At 70.9% G+C, this 20,168-nt stretch carries 16 protein-coding genes; 11 read left to right on the top strand and 5 right to left on the bottom strand.

What is annotated here, in order from left to right; all coding sequences use genetic code 11:
- Nucleotides 1-705 precede the first annotated feature (705 nt).
- Together G5T42_RS09130 and G5T42_RS09125 are read left to right on the top strand one after the other, a co-directional pair.
- Complete coding sequence (locus tag G5T42_RS09130) at nucleotides 706-3,459, top strand: immunoglobulin-like domain-containing protein (protein ID WP_165127878.1); 2,754 nt, start codon at nucleotides 706-708, stop codon at nucleotides 3,457-3,459.
- 173 nt (nucleotides 3,460-3,632) lie between these two features.
- The gene (locus tag G5T42_RS09125) at nucleotides 3,633-4,559 is read left to right on the top strand and encodes an oxygenase MpaB family protein (protein WP_165127876.1); all 927 of its coding nucleotides are present in this window, start codon (nucleotides 3,633-3,635) and stop codon (nucleotides 4,557-4,559) included.
- A gap of 137 nt (nucleotides 4,560-4,696) precedes the next feature.
- Here the strand turns inward: G5T42_RS09125 and G5T42_RS09120 are convergent, their stop codons facing one another.
- Entirely contained in the window at nucleotides 4,697-6,676 is a 1,980-nt protein-coding gene (locus tag G5T42_RS09120) for an Ig-like domain-containing protein (RefSeq protein WP_165127874.1), read from the bottom strand.
- Nucleotides 6,677-6,703: 27 nt separating this feature from the next.
- Nucleotides 6,704-9,001, bottom strand: a complete 2,298-nt coding sequence (locus G5T42_RS09115; RefSeq protein ID WP_165127872.1) for a beta-L-arabinofuranosidase domain-containing protein — start codon at nucleotides 8,999-9,001, stop codon at nucleotides 6,704-6,706.
- Between the two features lie 318 nt (nucleotides 9,002-9,319).
- On the opposite strand from G5T42_RS09115, the gene G5T42_RS09110 reads away from it, so the two are divergent.
- The 3 genes from G5T42_RS09110 (at nucleotide 9,320) to G5T42_RS09100 (ending at nucleotide 11,085) form a co-directional block, all read left to right on the top strand.
- A complete protein-coding gene (locus G5T42_RS09110; protein WP_165127870.1) occupies nucleotides 9,320-9,568 on the top strand; it encodes a twin-arginine translocase TatA/TatE family subunit in 249 nt (82 codons plus the stop codon).
- 67 nt (nucleotides 9,569-9,635) lie between these two features.
- Nucleotides 9,636-10,481: an NAD(P)-dependent oxidoreductase gene (locus G5T42_RS09105; RefSeq protein WP_165127868.1), complete on the top strand. Its 846-nt coding sequence runs from the start codon at nucleotides 9,636-9,638 to the stop codon at nucleotides 10,479-10,481.
- Nucleotides 10,482-10,485: 4 nt separating this feature from the next.
- Complete coding sequence (locus tag G5T42_RS09100; RefSeq protein WP_165127866.1) at nucleotides 10,486-11,085, top strand: DUF1992 domain-containing protein; 600 nt, start codon at nucleotides 10,486-10,488, stop codon at nucleotides 11,083-11,085.
- Nucleotides 11,086-11,091: 6 nt separating this feature from the next.
- On the opposite strand, the gene G5T42_RS09095 is transcribed toward G5T42_RS09100, so the two are convergent.
- Both G5T42_RS09095 and G5T42_RS09090 read right to left on the bottom strand, forming a co-directional pair.
- Nucleotides 11,092-11,310: a hypothetical protein gene (locus G5T42_RS09095; protein WP_165127864.1), complete on the bottom strand. Its 219-nt coding sequence runs from the start codon at nucleotides 11,308-11,310 to the stop codon at nucleotides 11,092-11,094.
- Nucleotides 11,311-11,365: 55 nt separating this feature from the next.
- A complete protein-coding gene (locus tag G5T42_RS09090) occupies nucleotides 11,366-11,860 on the bottom strand; it encodes a gluconokinase (protein WP_241245757.1) in 495 nt (164 codons plus the stop codon).
- A gap of 102 nt (nucleotides 11,861-11,962) precedes the next feature.
- On the opposite strand from G5T42_RS09090, the gene G5T42_RS09085 reads away from it, so the two are divergent.
- The 4 genes from G5T42_RS09085 to G5T42_RS09070 all read left to right on the top strand — a co-directional run bounded on the left by G5T42_RS09085 (nucleotide 11,963) and on the right by G5T42_RS09070 (nucleotide 16,605).
- A complete protein-coding gene (locus G5T42_RS09085) occupies nucleotides 11,963-12,544 on the top strand; it encodes a hypothetical protein (RefSeq protein ID WP_206535605.1) in 582 nt (193 codons plus the stop codon).
- A gap of 67 nt (nucleotides 12,545-12,611) precedes the next feature.
- Entirely contained in the window at nucleotides 12,612-13,013 is a 402-nt protein-coding gene (locus tag G5T42_RS09080; RefSeq protein WP_165127860.1) for a hypothetical protein, read from the top strand.
- A 203-nt stretch (nucleotides 13,014-13,216) separates the two neighbouring features.
- Nucleotides 13,217-15,730, top strand: coding sequence for a circularly permuted type 2 ATP-grasp protein (locus tag G5T42_RS09075; RefSeq protein WP_165127858.1), 2,514 nt, complete (start codon nucleotides 13,217-13,219; stop codon nucleotides 15,728-15,730).
- The gene (locus G5T42_RS09070) at nucleotides 15,727-16,605 is read left to right on the top strand and encodes a transglutaminase family protein (protein WP_165127856.1); all 879 of its coding nucleotides are present in this window, start codon (nucleotides 15,727-15,729) and stop codon (nucleotides 16,603-16,605) included. The genes G5T42_RS09075 and G5T42_RS09070 overlap by 4 nt, the downstream gene beginning before the upstream one ends.
- A 107-nt stretch (nucleotides 16,606-16,712) precedes the next feature.
- Here the strand turns inward: G5T42_RS09070 and G5T42_RS09065 are convergent, their stop codons facing one another.
- Nucleotides 16,713-17,345 carry a TetR family transcriptional regulator C-terminal domain-containing protein gene (locus tag G5T42_RS09065; RefSeq protein ID WP_165127854.1) on the bottom strand — a complete coding sequence of 211 codons (633 nt, stop codon included), beginning with the start codon at nucleotides 17,343-17,345 and terminating at the stop codon, nucleotides 16,713-16,715.
- A 70-nt stretch (nucleotides 17,346-17,415) separates the two neighbouring features.
- On the opposite strand from G5T42_RS09065, the gene G5T42_RS09060 reads away from it, so the two are divergent.
- On the top strand, nucleotides 17,416-18,450 hold the full coding sequence (locus G5T42_RS09060; RefSeq protein WP_165127852.1) for an agmatine deiminase family protein: 1,035 nt from the start codon (nucleotides 17,416-17,418) through the stop codon (nucleotides 18,448-18,450).
- Nucleotides 18,447-20,165 (top strand): amidase, encoded by a 1,719-nt coding sequence (locus G5T42_RS09055; RefSeq protein WP_165127850.1) that lies wholly within the window; start codon nucleotides 18,447-18,449, stop codon nucleotides 20,163-20,165. Before G5T42_RS09060 ends, G5T42_RS09055 begins: the two co-directional genes overlap by 4 nt.
- The last annotated feature ends 3 nt before the right edge of the window (nucleotides 20,166-20,168 follow it).

Below are 20,168 nucleotides of genomic sequence, written 5' to 3'. Positions count from 1 at the left end.
TTCTCCGCGCTCTTCGAACCGGCTCGCGCGGTACGCCGAGCTCGCAGAGAAGACCGATGCCCGCGGCATCCCCCGGTAATCCGTGCGATCTGGAAGACGGATGCCGCGGCATCCCGCCCGTGATTCGTGCCATCTCGGCGGGTGTCATCGTGGGTGACCGCGGCGGCGAACCCCGCTCTCCGTCGGACCCTGCACTCGCCACTGCAGGCCCTCCGCACGACGTGGTCGACGACATGCCGCCCGCCAGCCGCCAGAAACCGGCGTGCCGCCACGGCGTCGTGCGGACGGCAGCGCGAGTCATCCCGAAAGCCGGAAAGCGCGGTCGACGGCCGAACTCCGATCCGCTCTTGACAGTCGACGAGGTGCGCTCTTACCGTGTACGCACCGGGATGTTCCCGGTAACATCTCCCGACCCACCGCCCGAGAGGGCTGACAGGGCAGCGCGACGACGCACACTCCACCGATCCCGACGGCGACGTCGGGCACGGAGCATCCGCCTCGCCGCCACCCCACGAGAGCGAGGCACGAGCGCATGCGAGCGCGCAGCAGATCCCGATTCCTGGCGAGAGGCACCGCGGTCGCGACCGCGGCCGCCATCGCGCTGGCCGGCGCCGTCGTCCCCGCGACCATGGCGAGCGCGGCCATCGACGCCACCCCCTCATCCACTACACGTTCGACGCGGACGCCGGCACGACGATCGCCGACGTGACGGGCAACGGCAACAACGCGACGCTCCGCCAGGCCGGCGGCTCGATCGCGAACGGCCTGCTGAGCCTTCCGGGCGGCTCCCGGGCGACGGCGGCGTACCTCGACATCCCGACGACGGCGCTCGTCGGCAAGAAGGACCTCACGATCTCGACGTGGATGTCCAACCGGTCGGGCCCCGCGAACGTCGCCTCGGCGTTCATCGGCGCCCCTGTCGCCTCGGGCGCCTCGTACTCCTCGGGGTACTGGCTGCTCAACCCGACCAACCCGAGCGGGTACGTCAAGTCCGTCGTCACGAACTCCGTCAACGCCTCGGCCCCGTGGGGCACCGAGGTCGGCCCCGGGGCGACGAACGCCGCGACGACCGGCATCCGCACCCCCGCCGGCATGTCGCTCTACACGTCCGTCATCGACGGCACGAACGGCCAGCTCCGCGTGTACGTCAACGGCGCGCTCGTCACCACCACCGCGATCGCGCGGAACGTCTCGTCGTTCGGCTCGTCGCTCGTCTCGTACATCGGCCGCTCCACCTACAACGACGCCAACTGGAACGGCGACGTCGACGACTACGCCGTCTACGGCGAGGCGCTCGACAGCGCCAAGGTGCAGCAGCTGTACTCCGACGAGGCGCTCGACCGGGCGGTCGGCGGGGTCACCGTCCCGGCCACCGCGACGGCGAACTTCACGCTGCCGACGACGAGCTACGGCGCCTCGGTCTCGTGGGCCTCGAACAACGCCGCCATCGCGGTCACGGGGGGCGCGGCATCCGTCACCCGTCCCGCCGCCGGGTCCGGCGACGCCGCCGTCACGCTCACCGCGACCTTCACGGTCGGCGCGCAGACGCGCACCAAGACGTACCTCGTCACGGTGCCCGCCGACATCTCGAGCGAGACGAAGGTGCAGCAGGACCTGGATGCCGTGACCACCGCGAACCTCGACGACATCCGTACGAACTTCTCGGTGCCGACGACCGGCGCCTTCGGCTCGACGATCGCCTGGTCGGTCACGAGCGGCTCGGAGTTTGCGACCATCCGCAACGGGGTCACGGCCACCTCCAAGACGATCGAGGTGAAGCGTCCCGCCGCGGGCACGCCCGCCGCGGACGTCGTTCTGACCGCGACGGCGACCAACGGCACGGCGACGCGCACGAAGGAGTTCCGGGCCAAGGTGCAGCCCATGCCCGGCGGCTCGGACAAGACCGAAGCCTACGTCTGGGCCTTCTTCACGGGTGAGGGCGCCGGCGCCGAGCGCGTCAGCCTCGCGGCCTCGAAGGGCAACGACGCGCTCGCGTGGAACACGCTGAACAACGGCCAGCCCCTCTTCACCTCCGACCTCGGCACGAAGGGCCTCCGCGACCCGTTCATCATCCGCGCGCCCGAGGGCGACCGCTTCTACATGCTGGCGACCGACCTCAAGGTCGACGGTCTGGCCGGCGGCTTCACCACTGCGCAGATCTCGGGCTCGCGGTACATCGAGGTGTGGGAGTCGAACGACCTCGTGCACTGGTCGGCCCAGCGCCACGTGAAGGTCTCGTCGGACTTCGCGGGCAACACGTGGGCGCCCGAGGCGTACTGGGATGAGGATCTCGACACGTTCGTCGTGTTCTGGGCCTCGAACCTCTACCCGACGACGAACCCCGCCGACCGCACGGCAGTCACCTACAACCGGATGATGTACGCGACGACCGACGACTTCGTGACGTTCTCGGAGCCGAAGATCTGGAGCGACGTCCGACGCGGGGCGGGCCTCGGCCTGATCGACTCGACCGTCGCGAAGGTCGGAGATGTCTTCTACCGCTTCACGAAGGACGAGGCGTCGATGACCATCCGCGAGGAGAAGTCGACCAACCTGCTCGCCACGATCACGGGCACGCTCCCGGGGGCGACCGGTCCCGCGGACCAGTGGACCCTCATCAAGGAGCGCGTCGCCTCGGGCCTGCCGAACGGCGAGCCCGGAGGCACGTACTCGAGCGGCGAGGGCCCGAGCATCTTCCCGGCGAACGACGGCGACGTGAACAACCTCGACTGGTTCCTGTTCATCGACCAGCCGAACTACCACGGCGGACCGAACTACTACATCCCGTTCGGCTCGAACGACCTCGAGAACGGCGACTCGTGGGTGCCCCTCGGCTCCAAGCTGCGGGCGAACCTGCCGCAGAACTCCGACGGCGGCAAGCCCCGCCATGGCACGGTCATCCCCGTCACCCGCGCGGAGTACCAGAAGGTGCTCGAGGCGTATGCCCCGGCGATCGCCGTCACGTCGGTCGGAGCACTCTCCGCCACGACGAAGGCGGGCGTCGCCCCGACGCTGCCCACCACGGCGCAGCTGACCAAGAAGGACGGCTCGCTGGAGACCGCCGCGGTCACGTGGGAGGCGATCGCACCGTCGAAGTACGCGACGGCCGGGACGTTCACGGTGAAGGGCGTCGCTCAGGATGCCTCGCGCCAGCCGGTCGAGGCGACCGTCACCGTGGAGCCCGTGCTCGACGTGACCGTCACGGCCGAGACGCGCTGCGTCGCCGGTAAGGTCACGCTGACGGCCCGCATCGCCAACGGCTCCGACGCCACGGTGAACCTCGCCGTGACGACCGCCTACGGCGACAAGTCGGCTCCGCTCGCGGCCGGGAAGTCGGTGTCATACGCCTTCACGACGCGCCTCGCGACGACGCCTGCCGGTGAGGTCAGCGTGACCGCGACCGCGGACGGTGCGACGACGACGGTCAAGGCGAACTACGCCGTCAAGGCCTGCGGCTGACGCCTCGTCTCGAGAAGGAGCCCCGCCGGAGCGATCCGGCGGGGCTCTTTCGTCTGTCGACGGATGCCGCGCCACCGCGGCCGTCGCAGGCCCGTGGCGGGGCCGTCCCCAGGCCGCCCTCGCCTCGTGGTCCGGCCGGCGCCTTGGCCGTCTGGGCGTGCGACGCTGGAAGCATGGCCCGAACTGCGCTGCGAGCACGCATGCTCACCGCCCTCTCCGGCGACCCCGACGGCACGCCGGCCTGGGTGAGGGCCCTCGCCGAGGGCGACGACACCGGCTATTTCGTCGAGGACGGGCCCGCCTGGACCGTGCACTCCGGCACCGCGACGTTCGTCGCCGGCATCCGGGCGCTTCTTCTGCAGGCGCTGCATCCCGGGCCGATGGCGGGCGTGCACGACTGGTCGCGCTACCGCGAGGACCCGCTCGGCCGGCTGTCGGGCACGGTCCGCTGGATCATCTGCCTCACTTACGGCTCGCGCGCCCAGGCCGACGCCGAGAGCGCCCGCGTCGGCCGGCTGCACACGCGGGTGCAGGGCACGTTCACCGACGGTGCGAACGAGACGCGCGCCTACTCGGCGAGCGACGCCGGCCTCTCGGACTGGGTGCATCTCGCCTTCACCGACGCGTTCCTCACGTGCCATGAGACGTGGGGGCGCGGCATCCCGGGCGGTCCTGACGCCTACGTCGCGGAGTGGGCGACCGCGGGGCGACTGATGCGCGTCGACGCTCCGCCGCTCACCGAGGCGGCGCTGCGGCGCCGGCTCGACGCCTACCTCGAGTCGGGACAGCTGCGCCGCGACGAGCGCGTTGACGACGTCGTGCGATTCCTCCGACGATCCCCTTTCCGCGGCTCGCCCATGATGACGGTCGCCTACCGGCTGCTCTTCGCGAGCGCCGTCGCGACGATCCCCGCGCGCTACCGCCGGGTGCTCGGCCTGCGTCGCTCGCCCCTGCCGGTCATCACGCTGACCCGATTCGTCTTGGCGGCGAGCCTGCGCACGCTCTCGTCGGGTCCCCGTGCTCAGGACTTCGCGCGGGTGCGGCTGCGCCGGCTGGAGACGGTGGATGCCGAGGCCGAGGCCGGGGGCGATCGGCGGTAGAGGGTTCGACCCTTCCACAACCTCAGGGACCCGCGCTGCGCGGGGACCGGGGGGCGCCACGACCGCGGGGGGACATGGGGATGGCCCGCAGCCGCGGAGGCTGCGGGCCATCGCCCTGACATCAGACGCTCAGGCCGTCATTGCGCGGCACCGCAGGAGGCGGCGGACCATGCTGCGGTCCCCGCGTAGGCGCGATCGTCGCCCGACGCGGTGACGGTGGCCGATCCGGGGCCGACCGAGACGAGTCGGGACGAGAACGCGCTCGACACCGTGGCACCGGCCTTCGCCGTCACGGACTTCTCTCCGTACGGCGTCTTGACGACGACGTCGGCGGCGAAGTCCTCGCCGTTTCGGACCGAGACGACGAGCGTCACCTTGCCCGCGACGCACCGGGTGGTGGCGGTCGGGGTCAGGTCGAGAGACTGCTCCGTCAGCGTGGGCAGCTCGACCGTGACGTGCTGCTCGACGTTGCCTGCGGCATCCTGAGCCTGCACGTGCACGTAGCGGGGCTCCTCGGTCAGCTGCACCGAGAAGGGCTCCTCGTACGTCGCGTACATGTTGTTCGTCTCGCCGGTCGGCGACGAGTCCGGCCCGTCCGACCACACGGTGCGCGTGACGCCCGAGCCCGGCTCGGGGTCGGTCGGCGTGAGGGTGACGGTCGCCGTGCTGCCCTCGATCACGACGTAGTTGATGACGGTGGTCGGGGCGATGGTGTCGACCTTGATGGTCTCGGATGCCTCGCCCACGGCGTCGTCCTCGCTCGTCGCGCGTGCGCTCACCGTGACCTCGCCCTGCGCCGACACGGCGAACGGCTGGGTGTAGGGCGTCCACGTCTGCCCGTCGAGGCTGTACTCGATCGATGCGATCGGGCTCGCCGTCTCCTCCGCCGTGATCGTCGCGGTCGGCGCCGTCGTGTACCACCCCGAGCCCTGCGGCGCGGAGTCGAAGTCGATCGAGACGATGGGCTCGGCCTGGTCGAGGGGCTCGACCACGAACACCGTGGCCAGAGCGCCGTCGGCGAAGCCGGGCACATCGCCCTCGACGTCGAAGATCGCATCGGCCTCGGCGTACGAAGCGGCAGGGATGGCGTCCCAATCGACGTCGACCGAGCTGCTCACCGTGCCGTCGCTGTAGGTGGCTCGGACGCTGTCGGGCAGCACGGGTGCGACCCCCGGCGTCGTGATCGACACCGAATAGTCGACACTGTCGATGACGTTCGAGAGAGTGCTGGCGACGAACACCGTCGCCTCGACGGTCTGGCCGGTGTAGCCCGCGGGCTGACCGACGACCGTGAACGAGCCCGCGGTGGCGTACGAGGATGCCGCGACGCTGCCCCACTGCACATCGACGTACTTCAGCGGCCCGTTCTCGCCGATGACCCACATTTTCGACGGGAGCGCCGGAGCTGTGCCGACCTGCGTGCGTACCGCGACGTGCTCCGAGTCGATGAAGCCGCTCGGGTCTTCGGGCTCGGGGTCGACGACCGGTGCGTTGACGCCCCAGACCTGCCACTCGATGACGCTCGTCGCCTTGCGCTGGCCGTCGAAGACGACGCGGTCGAGCACGAGGCGGACCGCCGTCGTGGTGACGGCGTCGAACTTCGCCTCGACGGCCGGGAGGGATGAGACGGGAGCCGCCACGTCGAGCACGGGCAGCGGATAGGTGAGGCCTGCCCCGGTGACCGGCGCCCATTCGCCGGCGCTGTTGCGGTACTCGATCTTCCACGCCGACGGGATCATCACCCCGGCGTCGCCCGTGATGCGGTTCTGCCACAGGTAGAGCTTCGACGAGCTGATCGTGACGGGGCGCTCCCATGTGTAGGTCGCGATGTCCTGCGTCGGATTGCCCGGCGCACCCCACGTCCCCCACATCTGGGTGTAGGTGTTGGTCGGCCCGATGTTGCCGTTGTTGAGCGCGGCGGCGGAGTTCCATCCCGTCACGTAGCTCACCTCGACCGCCGGCGCGTTCTCCCCCGAGGCGAGCGCGACGTTGATCGGCTCGTCCGCCGCCATCGCGGGGGCGACCGCCGCGGCGCCCGCGCTGGCGAGCACGAGCATCATCGCGACGGCCGCGGCGATCCGCTTCACCCCGGCTCGTCCGGATCGAAGGTCAGACATGTGCTTCCTCTCGGTCTTCATCGACGGTCACTTCACCGAGTCGATCGGCGCGCGACCGGCCGCGAGCAGGATCTTCTGGCGGTTGCGGGCGGTCAGCACTCCGTCTCCGACGTACGACCCCGTGACCTCGCCTACCGCATCGAGAAACGCCGAGCGGTCGGCGAAGGGGGCGCGCGCCCACACCTCGTCGAGCAGGGTCGTCCCCGATCGCTTCGGGTTCGCCACCCCCGAGTCCTGGCCGGCGAACGTCACGGTGGGCTCGTTGCGCTGGAAGTACATGTGATACGCGACGTCCTTGCCGTTGTAAGCCGGCTCGTAGGTCAGCGTGCCGACCGTGAAGACGTTGGCCGCAGTCTTCGCGACTCCGCGGCGCACGGCGCCGTCGAGTCCGAGTCGATCGGCGAGCGACACCTTGAGGTAGCTGGTCGAGGAGCTCGACGCGAGCAGCACGACGGGCCCGTAGACGAGCGCCTGGATGTCGGGACGGTCGAAGGATGCCTCGGCCCGCAGCTCGAGCGGGATGCGCACCGTGATGGTGTCGCCGGGTGTCCACGTGCGCGCGACCGTCGCGTACCGGCCGGCGGTCACCTCCCCGTCGATCGGCTCGCCGTTCACCTCGATCTCGACGCCCCGCGACCAGCCCGGGACGCGCAGATGCACCGTCAGGGGGCCGGTCGGTGCCGTCTTCACCGTGAGGGTCGACGTCTCACCCTCGGGGTACGAAGACGTCTGCTCGAGCACGAGCCCCGTCTCGTCCCAGGTGAGCGTCGACGCGATGTAGAGGTTCACGTAGAGCTCGCTCTGGTCGGCTGAGCGGTAGTAGATGCCCTCCTGGTACTTCACGTGGCTCTCCAGGCCCGTGCCGCCGCAGCACGTGCCGATGTTGCCGTTGCCATACTCCTTGCGGGTGCCGGGGTTGACCGGGAACATGTACAGGTTCTCGGGGCCCGACGTCGACTCGTTGTTGCGGCGGCCGCCCAGGATGTGGTTGAGCACGGTGCGCTCGTAGTAGTCCATGTACTTCGGGTCCTGCTCGTTGAAGAACAGGTAGCTCGCGACCTTGAGCATGTTGTAGGCGGCGCAGGACTCGGCGTTGCGGGGGCCGATGTCGCCCGCGACGGCGCCGGCCGGACCCCACAGCTCGCCCTCTCCCGTGCCGCCGTGCGCGTAGGCGCGGCCGGGCACCACCATGTCGAAGAAGCCCTTCGTGGCCTGCAGGTAGTGATCGTCGTTCAGCTCCGCGCCGAGCTTGACGTACCCGGGGAACTGCGGGATGTGCTGGTTGGCGTGCTTGCCGTTGAGCGTGTCGGTGCCGTTGGCGCAGGCATCCACCAGTGTCCGGAGGGTGAAGAGCTTCGACGCCTCGAGGAACTCGCTCCTGTTCGGGTCGGATGAGCGCCAGTAGAGCTCGACGAGCACCTCGTTCATGCCGCCGTACTCGCCGGCGATGTACGAGCCCCACATGCGGTCGAGCTGCGCCTGCGTGCACTTCGACAGTCGGCTGAACACCCAGTGGCCGATGCCCTCGGCGAGCTGCAGCGCCTTCTGATTGCCGGCCAGCGCGTGGGCGTCGAGCAGCCCCGCCACGATCTTGTGCAGCGTGTAGTACGGCGCCCAGATCTCGCCGTACGGGGCGAAGGCTTCGAGCGCCGAGAACTGCCACTCGCCGTAGGCGGAGAAGAAGCCGGGGTGCGAGTAGCGCGGTGCGCCGTTGTACTGCTGGGCCGCGAGGGCTGCGCGGCACTCCTCGAAGCCGTCGACGATCGCATTCACCTTGTCGAGGAGGGCCTGCTCGCCCGTCGAGGCGTAGGCCATCGAGATGCCACTCAGGAAGTGCCCGCCGTAGTGCCCACGAAGGCACCCGCCGGCCCCCGCCGTGTTCTGGCCGCGGGTGTACTCGGCGGGGCCCCATCGCTGTGCGTCGGGGTTGGGGCCGTACTCCTCCCAGCCGCCGGGGGGTGTCGCACCTTTGGTGTCGAGCCCCGCGTTGCGGCGGTACACGGCGAGGATCTTGTCGATGTTGTACGACCGGTAGAGCACGAGGTGCTGGTTGAGCGCACGCGTGAAGACGCTCTGCCCCAGCTTGACCGAGGTCAGCGGGAACGGCCGGACGCTCCACGACTCGGGGTAGACGAGGGTCTGCGAGGCGCGGACGAGGCTCGCAGGATGAGCCGGTCCGGCCGCACGGAAGGCGGCGCCGTCTTTCACGGCGGCCGCGGCTCCGCGCACATCGAGCGCTCCGGCGGCGGCGATCATCCCCGCGAGCACCAGCCCGCCGCCCAGAACGTGGCGACGGCTCAGGTCGGGACGGATCTCTCCGGTCATCTTCGATCCTTTCGAGAGTTCATCGAGGTCATCGGCTCGGGACGGTCGCCGTACGACCGGTTCGTCACCGGCGCGAGAACCGACCGCGGCCGACTCGATGCACAGGCGTGACTCCTTCGTGCACGATGCGTCCGCACGCCATGCAACCTCGGCGGACCTTCGTCACGTTAGCGATATCAGAGAGAGGTGACAAGGTTTTCGGAACTTTTCGCCGAGCGGTTGACCGAGGCCGGGAATCCGGGGCAGACTGATCGAAACCTGGTCTCTGTTACAGGTAACACACTGGCTGATGCAGCGGATCGAAGGAGAACCGGGCACATGTTCGCGAACCTCAACGGCTGGCACCTGCTGATCCTGCTCGCCGTCATCCTCCTGCTGTTCGGGGCGGCCAAGCTTCCCGGCCTCGCGAGGAGCGTCGGGCAGTCGGCGCGCATCCTGCGGGGCGAGCTGAAGACGGATGCCGCACCTCATGCGGTCGCCCCTCCCGGCGGCGTCGATCTCCGGGTCAGTCTCCCGCCCTCTTCTGCGGCCTCAGTCCCACCCACGGGCGAGCGCGGCGCCGCGTAGAGGACGCCCGCCGCCGAAAGAGGACCACTCCGCGCCCGCGGCGGTCACCTCGTGTCAGGCTGGACACATGCGCATCGCCCTCACCGGATCAACCGGCAAGCTCGGCACCGTCGTCGCCCGCGAGCTCCGCGAGGCGGGGCACGACGTCGTCGGCCTCGACGTCGTCGGGCCGCGCGGCTCCGGCTTCCTCCAGGTCGACCTGACCGACTACGGGCAGGTGATCGACGCGCTTTCGGGCGTGCACGGGGAATCGGGACCGTTCGACGCCGTCGTGCACCTCGCCGCGATCCCGGCCCCCAGCATCCGCAGCGACATCGCGACCTTCCGCAACAACATCCTCACGACCTTCGACGTGTTCTGGGCGGCGGTGCGCCTCGGCATCCGTCGCATCGTCTATGCGTCCAGCGAGACGGTCCTGGGCCTGCCCTTCGACGTCCCGCCGCCGTACATCCCCGTCGATGAGGAGTACGCGGCGCGCCCCGAGTCGGTGTACTCGCTCGTGAAGCACCTCGAGGAGCAGCTCGCGATCGAGCTCGTGCGATGGCATCCCGACCTGTCGATCACGGCGCTGCGCTTCTCGAACGTCATGAACCCCGAGGACTACGCCGAGTTCCCGTCCTTCGATGCCGACGCGACGCAGCGCAAGTGGAACCTGTGGGGATACATCGACGGCCGCGACGGTGCGCAGGCGATCGAGAGGGCACTGGATGCCTCGACCCCCGGCTTCGATCGGTTCATCATCGCCGCCGCCGACACGGTCATGAGCCGGCCCAATGCCGAGCTCGTCGCCGAGGTCTTCCCCGATGTGCCGCTCAAGGGCGACCTCGGCGAGAACGACACCCTTCTCTCGATCGACAAGGCCCGGCGCGTGCTCGGCTTCGACCCGAAGCACTCCTGGCGCGACCACGTGTAGAGCCATGACCGAGGATCCACGGGAAGCGGCCGAGCGCTATCGCCTGGAGAAGTGGCGTCGCGAGCACGAGGGCGAAGAGGAGGCCGGCGCCGAGGAGGCCGCTCCCGAAGGACCGCAGCGCGGCTCGAGCGCGGCGGAGCGCGCCGCGTACGTCGAGACGGCGATCCAGCAGGCGATCCGCCGCGGCGAGTTCGACGACCTGCCGGGAGCGGGCAAGCCCCTCGAGGGCCTCGGCGAGCGTCATGACCCGGACTGGTGGATCCGACGCAAGATCGAGCAGGAGCAGCTGCGGGGCCTCGGCCCGCCGGCGCTCACCCTGCGCGTCGAGCACAACGAGATGGAGCAGCGCCTCGACGACCTGAAGACCGAGGGCGACGTGCGCGAGTACCTCGAGGACTTCAACAAGCGGGTGATCGAGGCGCGGCGGCAGCTGCTCGGCGGTCCGCCCGTCGTCACCCCGACGCGCGACGTCGATGAAGAGATCGCGCGGTGGCACGAGCGGCGGAGCGCCCGCACGAGCGCCGAAGCGGCGACCGTGGCGGAGGCCGAGGCATCCGCTCGCCGCCGGCGCTGGCGGATGCGCCGCAGGCGCGTGGACGGATGAGCGCGGTCAGAGAGCCTGGATGCGCTGGGTGAGCGTGGACACCGTCGCCGGGTCGAGCTGGCTCCCCGCCATCTGCAGCAGCTGATTGACGGGGAGATTCTTCACGAACCCGATCATCGGGTGGTTCGGCAGCTCGGGCACGACCTCGACGATGACCGCCCGAGCGCGCGGGTCGTCGAGCAGCTGCGCGAGGGTCGTGGTGTCGAGGTCGAACGTGCCCGGCATGTGCTCTCCTCCGATGGAACTGCGCCGCGGGGCGCGAAGTCGGAAGGTCAGCCTCTCACGGCTGCGCGAGCCAGCGCGAGAGGATCGCGTCCGCGATCCGGTCCGGCTCGCGGGCGATGTCGACCCGCAGTCCCTCTTCGTCGGGCTGGAGCGATTCCAGCGTCGCGAGCTGGGAGTCGAGGAGCCCGAGCGGCATGAAGTGCTGCTGCCGCCCGCCCATGCGCTGGGCGAGGAGCTCGCGAGTGCCGTCGAGCTCGGCGAACAGCACGCTCCCCGCGCGCTCCCGGATCGCATCGCGGTAGACCCGCTTCAGGGCTGAGCAGGCGACGACGACCCGTTCGCCTGAGTGGTCGGCGATCACCTCTCCCACCCGCGCGAGCCACGGCATCCTGTCCTCGTCCGTCAGCGGAATGCCGGCCGCCATCTTCTGGACGTTGGACTCGGGATGGAGGTCGTCGGCGTCGATGAACGCCGCTCCCGCGCGCTCCGCCACGAGCGCCGCGACGGTCGATTTCCCGGAACCGGACACGCCCATGACGACCAGCGACATCGCACCCCCTTCGACCCGATCCACGCTATCTCAGCGGCCGGCCGGCCGACCGTCGCCGATAGGCTCGCGGCATCCGTCCCTCTCCTCGAACCGGGAGACCCCGTGTCCGACGCCACGCCCGCCGACGCCACCCCCGACGACGGCACGCCCGTCGATGCCACGTTCGACGACGGCATCGTGCACGACCGCGAGTACGCCGCGCGCCGCGCGAGAGCCGACCACCTCAAGGAGCGCATCTACCTGTCGTTCGCGGCGCTCGCCGTGCTCCTCGCGATCAACGCGCACGGGCATACGGAGGCTCTCGACGCGTTCCTGACGCTCCTCGTCACGGTGCTCGGCACGCTCCTGGCGGTGTTCGTCGCCGACGTCATCTCGTTCACGGTCGTGCACGAGCGGGCCATGAACCGCCCGGAGCGGCAGCACGCCGTGTTCGCGAGCTTCGGCACGCTCGGCGCCATCACACTGCCCTTCGTCTTCCTGCTCCTCGCGGTCTTCGGCATCATGCAGACCGAGACCGCGGTGCGCGCGGGGATCATCGCGCTGGTCGCGACGCTCGGGATCATCGGCTGGGTGGCCGTGCGCAACGTCCCGCTGAAGTGGTGGCAGCGCCTGATCGCCCTCGGTGCGGAGGCGGCGCTCGCCCTCGGCGTGGTCGGCCTGCAGCTGCTCGCCCACAGTGCGTGAGCTCTCCCCGCGGCACAGGAGCCCGCGCGAGTAGCCTTCCCTCAACGGCCGTCGGAAAGGGGTCAGGGTGCGCGCGAGACCGGCGGGGGGCGTCGTGCTCGTCGGTGTGCTCGCCTGGATCTCAGGCATCCTGCAGCTGTTCGCCGGTGTGCTGATGCTCGTGGCGGGCGACCATCCTCTGACCGGCTGGACGCATCTGCTGGTCGGCTTGGTGACCTTCCCCGTGTGCCTGGGGATCTTCCGCGCACGCGCGAGCGCGCGGGTGGTCGTCACCCTCGTCTTCGCGGTCGAGATCGCGGCCGTCGTCTTCTCGCTCATCGACCTGCGCCTGCTCGCGACGCCCGCCATCACGTCGGCCGTGCTCGCGGTGTTCGGCCTTGCGCTGCTCTACACGCCGTCCGCCAACGCGTCGTTCCGCCGGGCGACGCTCGAGCGCCGCCGCGCGAAGGCCGCGGAGGCCGCTCTGTAGGGTCGCGGTACGCCGGCGCGACGCCGCCGGCGAGGGAGCGCGCGTCATCTCGTCACCTCTCAGCAGCGCCCGTTCGGCGATGGCGACGAGCCGCACGGCCATACGTCCGGTACCGTCGATGTCTCGGCACTGCGCGAACGGGCCCGACGCGCGGCCAACCCCGACTACCCACGGACCCTGGACCTGCGGAGGGTTCCCCAGCAGTGACAGTGCTCCGCGACTACGCGACGACCCTCGCACAGCCGACGCTGCCCCTCGGCGAGCCCGGCGGCGTGCGCTACGACGAGGTCGTCGCCCCCGACGGGTCGCTGCGCCCCGCGTGGAAGGGCCTCGCGCAGGTCGCGCTGGGCCTCACCCCCGAAGAGCTCAAGCGCGTCGGCTCCGAGATCTCGCGCTTCCTGGCCGACCGGGGCGTCACCTACGTCCCGCGAGGCTCTGCGGCTCAGCCGTGGCAGCTCGACCCCGTGCCGCTCATCATGGAGTCCGCGGCGTGGGGGCGGCTCGAGGTCGGCCTCGCCCAGCGCGCCGAGCTGCTCAACGCGCTCCTGGTCGACCTCTACGGCGAGCAGCGGGTGCTGCGGGAGGGCATCCTGCCGCCGGCCGCCGTCTTCGGCCATGCGGGCTACCTTCGCCCGCTCGTGCGGCCGAGCGCCCACGACCCCGAGCCGCTCCTCCTCTCGGCGACCGACCTGGGCCGCGATGCCGAGGGCGAGTGGCACGTGCTCGCCGACCGCGTCCAGGCGCCGTCGGGGCTGGGCTATGCGATGGAGAACCGCCGGGTGCTTGCGCAGGTCCTGCCCGACCTGTACCAGGAGACCGACCTGCACCGCATGGAGCCGTACTTCGCGGCGCTGCGGTCGGCGCTCCTCAACGCGGCTCCCGAGGGTGTCACCGAACCGCGGGTCGTCGTGCTCTCGCCGGGCACGCACTCCGAGACGGCCTACGACCAGGCGTTCCTCGCCAGCACGCTGGGCTTCCCGCTCGTGCAGTCGAGCGACCTCACGGTGCGCGGGGGCTGGATCTGGATCAAGCCTCCGGGATGGCCGAAGAACGGACCGACCGAGCGGGTCGACGTCATCCTCCGTCGCGTCGACGCCGATTGGTGCGACCCGCTCGAGCTCCGGGGCAACTCGCGACTCGGTGTCGCCGGCCTGACCGAAGCCGTACGGCGCGGACGGGTGCGGGTCGTCAACGGCCTGGGCGCCGGCGTCCTCGAGAACCCCGCGCTCCTCCCCTTCATGCCCGCGATCTGCGACGCGCTGCTGGGCGAGCAGCTGCGCCTGCCCGCCGTGCAGACGTGGTGGGGCGGCGACGCCGACGGGCTCGACGTGCTGCTCGACCGCCTGGGCGAGAGCGATGAGAAGTTCGTGGTGCGCAGCATCGACGAATCCCGCCGCGCCCACGCCTCTCTGACGGCCGACGAGCTGCGCGCACGCGTCCTCGCCGCCCCGTACCGCTTCGTCGGACAGGAGCGCCTGGCGCTCTCGCAGGCACCCGTCTGGTCGGGCACCGGACGCGCAGACGCGCAACCCGTCGTCATGCGCGCCTTCACCGTCCGGTACCGGCAGGCCTTCCGGCCGCTCGTCGGGGGTCTGGCGACGGTCATGGCGCCGGCCGCGGCATCCCTCGTCACGAAAGACGTGTGGGTCGTCAAGGGAGCGTCCGACGACCCGGATCAGGGACTCGTCGATGTCGCGCCGCTCGACTTCCGCCCGAGCATCCCCGCCATGGCGCCCCGCGCGCTCGAGGACATGTTCTGGGCCGGCCGCTACGCGGAGCGCGCCGAAGACCTGCTCCGCGTGCTCATCACCGCCGACGCGCACCTCGAGGAGCTGACGGCTCCGGTCGAGTCGGAGCACGGCATCCCCGCGCGTGCGCTCCTCGGCGTGCTGCAGCGGCTCGCCGGCCGGCGCTCGCCCGACCCCGAGGAGGAGTTCCGCTCGCTCCTGCTGGACGAGGACCGGCGGGGTTCGGCGGCGCAGGCGCTCGACCGGCTGCGCGAGGCGCTCGAAGGCGTGCGCGATCAGCTCTCGGCCGACACGTGGCGCGTCTTCGCCCACACGGATCGCGCCAAGAAGGCGCTGCGCACCTCGGAGCGCTCGCACCGCATCACGGAGTCGGCCGGTCGCCTGCTGACCGCCGTGCTGTCGCTCCACGGCGTGACGGCGTCGATGATCCGCGATCCCGGGTGGCGCATGATCGAGGCCGGCCGCTACCTCGAGCGGGGCCTGCAGCTGTGCACGCTCCTCGCCGCGACGACGACCGATCGGCACGGTCCGCAGGCCGACCGCGAGGTGCTCGAGGCGGTGCTGACGGCGGCCGAGAGCTCGGTCACGTTCCGTCGCCGCTACCGCGGCAACGTCCGCACGAGCGGCGTGCTCGAACTCCTCCTCCTCGACCGCGACAACCCCCGGTCGCTCGCCTTCGCCTTCCGCGAGCTGCGGATGCATCTGGCGGCGATGCCCGCGTCGACGGGCTCGACGCGCCCCGAGCGTCTGCTCGAGCACCTCGAGACCGCCCTCGAGAACCTGGATCTCCAGGCTCTCGCGGCGCCTTCGGGTCTGCGCCGCCCTCGCCTGCAGCGGTACTTCGACACGACCCGCTCGCAGCTCATGCAGCTCGCGGACTCGATCGGCGACGTGCACTTCGCGAGCGGACCGGAGCCCCAGACCCTGTCGACCATGTCGCTCATCGAGGTTCAGGCGAAGAAGTCATGAAATACGTCGTCTCGCACCGCACCGCCTACACGTACAGCTCGCCCGTCCGGGACAGCCGCGGGATCTACCACCTCTCGCCGCGTTCGCTGCCGTGGCAGGACGTCGCGACCCACACGGTCGCCGTCGAGCCGCTGCCGATCGACCTGCACCGCGACACCGACTCGTACGGCAACGCTGTGACGTACTTCCAGGTGACGGATCCGCACCGCGAGCTCGTCATCGAGGCGACGAGCGAGGTCTCGATCGTCCAGCCGCTCTACGACGAGGACGCCCTGTCGGTGCCGTGGGAGCGGGCCCGACCCCTCTTGAACACGGATGATCCGGATGCCTGGGCCGCCGTCGAGTTCGCACTCGAGTCGCCGCGAGCGATCCACGCCGAGGGCGCCGCGGAGTATGCAGCGGCATCCCTCACCCGCGGACGTCCCATCGGCGAAGCGGCCACCGACCTCATGACCCGCATCCACGCGGACTTCGACTACGACAGCACGGCGACGACCGTCACCTCGACCGTCGCCGAGGTGCTGCGCAAGCGCGCCGGAGTCTGCCAGGACTTCGCGCACCTCGCCCTCGCGTGCCTGCGCAGTCACGGGATCGCCGCCCGCTACGTGAGCGGCTACCTCGCGACGCAGCCGCCGCCGGGAAAGGAGCGGGTCGTCGGAGCCGACGCCTCGCACGCGTGGCTGGCCGTGTGGATGCCGGGCTCGTCGGACTGGCTCGCGATCGATCCGACCAACAACCAGTGGGCGAACGAGCGCTACGTCACCGTCGCGTGGGGACGCGACTACGGCGATGTCTCGCCGGTGCGGGGCATCATCTTCACCAAGTCCAAGAAGTCGACGCTGCAGGTCAACGTCGACGTCGCCCCCGTCGGCTGAGCCCGCCGGCCGCGCCGCGGAGTCGTCCGCACGATCGGTCGACGACACGCGGGATGGATGCCTCGTCGCGGCGGCGTGTCGCGCGTGCGCCGTGCGGACGGCCGACGCTACGGCCGGTCGAGGGCGAGCCGGTCGAGCCCGAGCATCCCCTCGATCGCGCGATGCAGCGCCGAGCCGCGCGCGCGCTCGTCGTTCCAGCGCACGAGGGCTTGGGCGTTGAGGCCGTCGATCATCCCGAGGATCTGCCACGCGACATCGGCGGTGGCCGAGGCATCCGTCTCGAACTCCCCCGTCCGCACTCCCTCGTCGACGACGCCCTTGACGACCGCCTGCCATGCGTCCATCTCGGCGCGCACGGCCGCAGCGAGCGTCTCGTTGCGCCGGCCCATCGCCCAGGCTTCGACCCAGACGACCGTCACGTCATCGCGCGTGCCGTCGAGAAGGGTCGCGAGAAGTCCGGCGAGCGCTACGGTCGCCGTCGGTGCGGCCGCGATCACGCGGCGCATCTCGTCGAGCTCGGGTGAGACGACGGTGCGGAAGGATGCCGCGACGAGGGCGTCCATGTTGGGCTCGTAGTGCGCGACGAGCGCCGGTGCGACGTCGATGCGGGCGGCCACGGCCCGCAGGCTCACGGCGGAGAGGCCCTCGGCGAGCGCGAGGTCGCGTGCTGCCTCCGCGATCTCGGCGGAGCGCTCGGCCGCCGACTTGCGGGCGGCCTTCTTGCGCGCGGTGCTTGACATCCCGACCTCCTCCTGGCTATCTTCGCATCTTATTGATCACTTGATCAACTAATGACACGGAGGTGCCGGCATGGCCTGGCGCATGCCCGCCGAGACCGCTCGGCACGATCGCACGTGGATGGCGTTCCCCCGCGAGGGGCTGACCCTCGGCGACACCGACGCCCTGCGCGACGAAGGCTACGCGGCGTGGACCGCCGTGGCGCATGCCGTCGCGGAGTTCGAGCCGCTCACGATGGTCGTCGACCCGTCGGAGACCGGTCGCGCGCGGCGGATGCTGGGGTCGGACATCGAGATCCTCGAGGCTCCGCTCGACGAGTTCTGGATGCGGGACGTCGGACCGACCTTCGTCGTCGACGACGAGCGGCCCGGCGCGCTCGGCGCCGTGGACTGGACCTTCAACGGCTGGGGCGCGCCGGAGTGGGCCGAGTGGCAGCTGTCGGCCGAGCTCGGCCGCATCGTCGGCACGGCCGCGGGTGCCGAGGTGGTCAGCTCCCTGCTCGTCAACGAGGGAGGCGGCATCCACGTCGACGGCGAGGGCACCGTGCTCCTCACCGAGACGGTGCAGCTCGACCCGCGTCGCAACCGCTTCGCCGACAGGGCGCGCGTCGAAGCCGAGCTCGCCCGCACGATCGGGGCGACGACCTTCGTCTGGCTTCCCCGGGGGCTCACGCGCGACTACGACGACTTCGGGACGAACGGGCACGTCGACATCGTCGCGACGATCGTCTCGCCCGGCCGGCTCCTGCTGCACCGTCAGAACGACCCCGGGCATCCCGACCATGACGTCACGCGCGAGCTGCGCGCGCTCCTCGAGCAGCAGACGGATGCCGCGGGTCGCCGCTTCGAGATCGTCGACCTGCCCGCGCCCGAGACGCTCCGCGACCACGAGGGCTTCGTCGACTGGAGCTACGTGAACCACCTCGTCGTGAACGACGGCGTCATCGCCTGCGGCTTCGGCGAGGAGGGGGCGGATGCCGCGGCCCGCGAGATCCTCGCGGACGCCTACCCCGGGCGGCGCGTCGTGACGGTCGACGCGCGTCCGATCTTCGACCGCGGCGGAGGCATCCACTGCATCACGCAGCAGCAGCCGGAGGTCGCGAAGTGATCGACGTCGTCGAGGCATCCATCGCCGACCTGCGCGCGGCGCTCGAGGCGGGCGAGACCACGGCCGTCGAGCTCGTGCGCGCGTACCTCGCGCGCATCGACGCCTACGACGGGCCCGACACCGAGACGAAGCTCAACGCCGTCGTCGTGCGCAACCCCGACGCCATCGCCGAGGCCGAGGCGTCCGATTCCCGCCGCTCGCGGGGAGAGACGCTCGGCCCGCTCGACGGCATCCCGTACACGGCAAAGGACAGCTACCTCGTCCGCGGACTGACGGCGGCGGCCGGCAGCCCGGCGTTCGCCGACCTCGTCGCCCAGCGCGATGCCTTCACGATCGAGCGGCTCCGAGCCGGCGGCGCGATCTGCCTCGGCCTCACGAACATGCCGCCCATGGCCAACGGCGGGATGCAGCGCGGCGTCTACGGCCGCGCCGAGAGCCCCTATAACGGGGATTGGCTCACAGCGCCGTTCGCCTCCGGCTCGTCGAACGGCTCGGGCACGGCGACCGCGGCAAGCTTCGCGGCTTTCGGGCTCGGCGAGGAGACGTGGTCGAGCGGCCGCGGGCCCGCGACGAACAACGCCCTGTGCGCGTACACGCCCTCGCGCGGCGTCATCTCGACGCGCGGCAACTGGCCGCTGGTCCCCACGATGGACGTCGTCGTCCCGCACACCCGCACGATCGCCGACCTCCTCGAGGTGCTCGACGTCATCGTCGCCGACGACGCCGAGACGCGCGGCGACTTCTGGCGCGCCCAGCCGTGGGTGTCGCTCCCGGCTGCGTCCGCGGTGCGACCCGAGTCGTACCCGGCTCTCGCGATGACCGATGCCTCGGCCGCGGCATCCGTCCTCGACGGCCGTGTGATCGGCATCCCGCGCATGTACATCAACGCCGACCCCGACGCCGGGACCGGCACGGGCATCGGCGGACCGACCGGCGAGCGCATCGAGACGCGCGCCTCCGTCATCGCGCTCTGGGAGGCCGCGCGCCGCGACCTCGAGGCCGCGGGCGCGACCGTCCTCGAGGTCGACTTCCCCGTCGTCTCGAACTACGAGGGCGATCGTGCCGGCGCGCCGACGATCTTCACACGCGGCCTCGTGACGCGGGAGTACCTCGAGCGCGAGATCGTCGACCTCTCGGCCTGGTCGTGGGAGGACTTCCTCACGGCGAACGGCGATCCCGCCCTGTCGACCCTCGCCGACGTCGACGGCGCGCGGATCTTCCCGCGCCCGCCGGGCTCCGAGCTCGACCGCTACACGGGCTTCGACGACGACATCGCGGAGTACCCCGAGTGGGTCCGAACGCACCCGGGCGCATCGCCGTGGACCGACATGCCCGAGCTCGAGGGGGGCCTGCGAGGTCTCGAAGAGACCCGCCGTGTGGATCTCGAGGAATGGATGGACGGCCTGGGCCTCGACGCCGTCGTCTTCCCCGCTGTCGCCGACGTCGGACCCGCCGACATGGACCGGGTCGAGGCATCCGCGGATCTGGGCTGGCGCAACGGCGTGTGGGTCGCGAACGGCAATCTGGCGATCCGGCACCTGGGCATCCCGACGGTGACGGTGCCGATGGGGACGATGGCCGACATCGGGATGCCGGTGGGCCTGACCTTCGCGGGACGCGCGTACGACGACACAGCGCTGCTGCGGCTCGCGGCGGCGTTCGAGGCGACGGGCGCCCGGCGCACGGAGCCGCCGCGTACGCCCCGCCTCGGCTGAGTG

It is taken from the genome of Microbacterium sp. 4R-513, from assembly GCF_011046485.1.
GTDB lineage: Bacteria > Actinomycetota > Actinomycetes > Actinomycetales > Microbacteriaceae > Microbacterium.
This window is presented reverse-complemented; position numbering and strand designations above follow the sequence as displayed.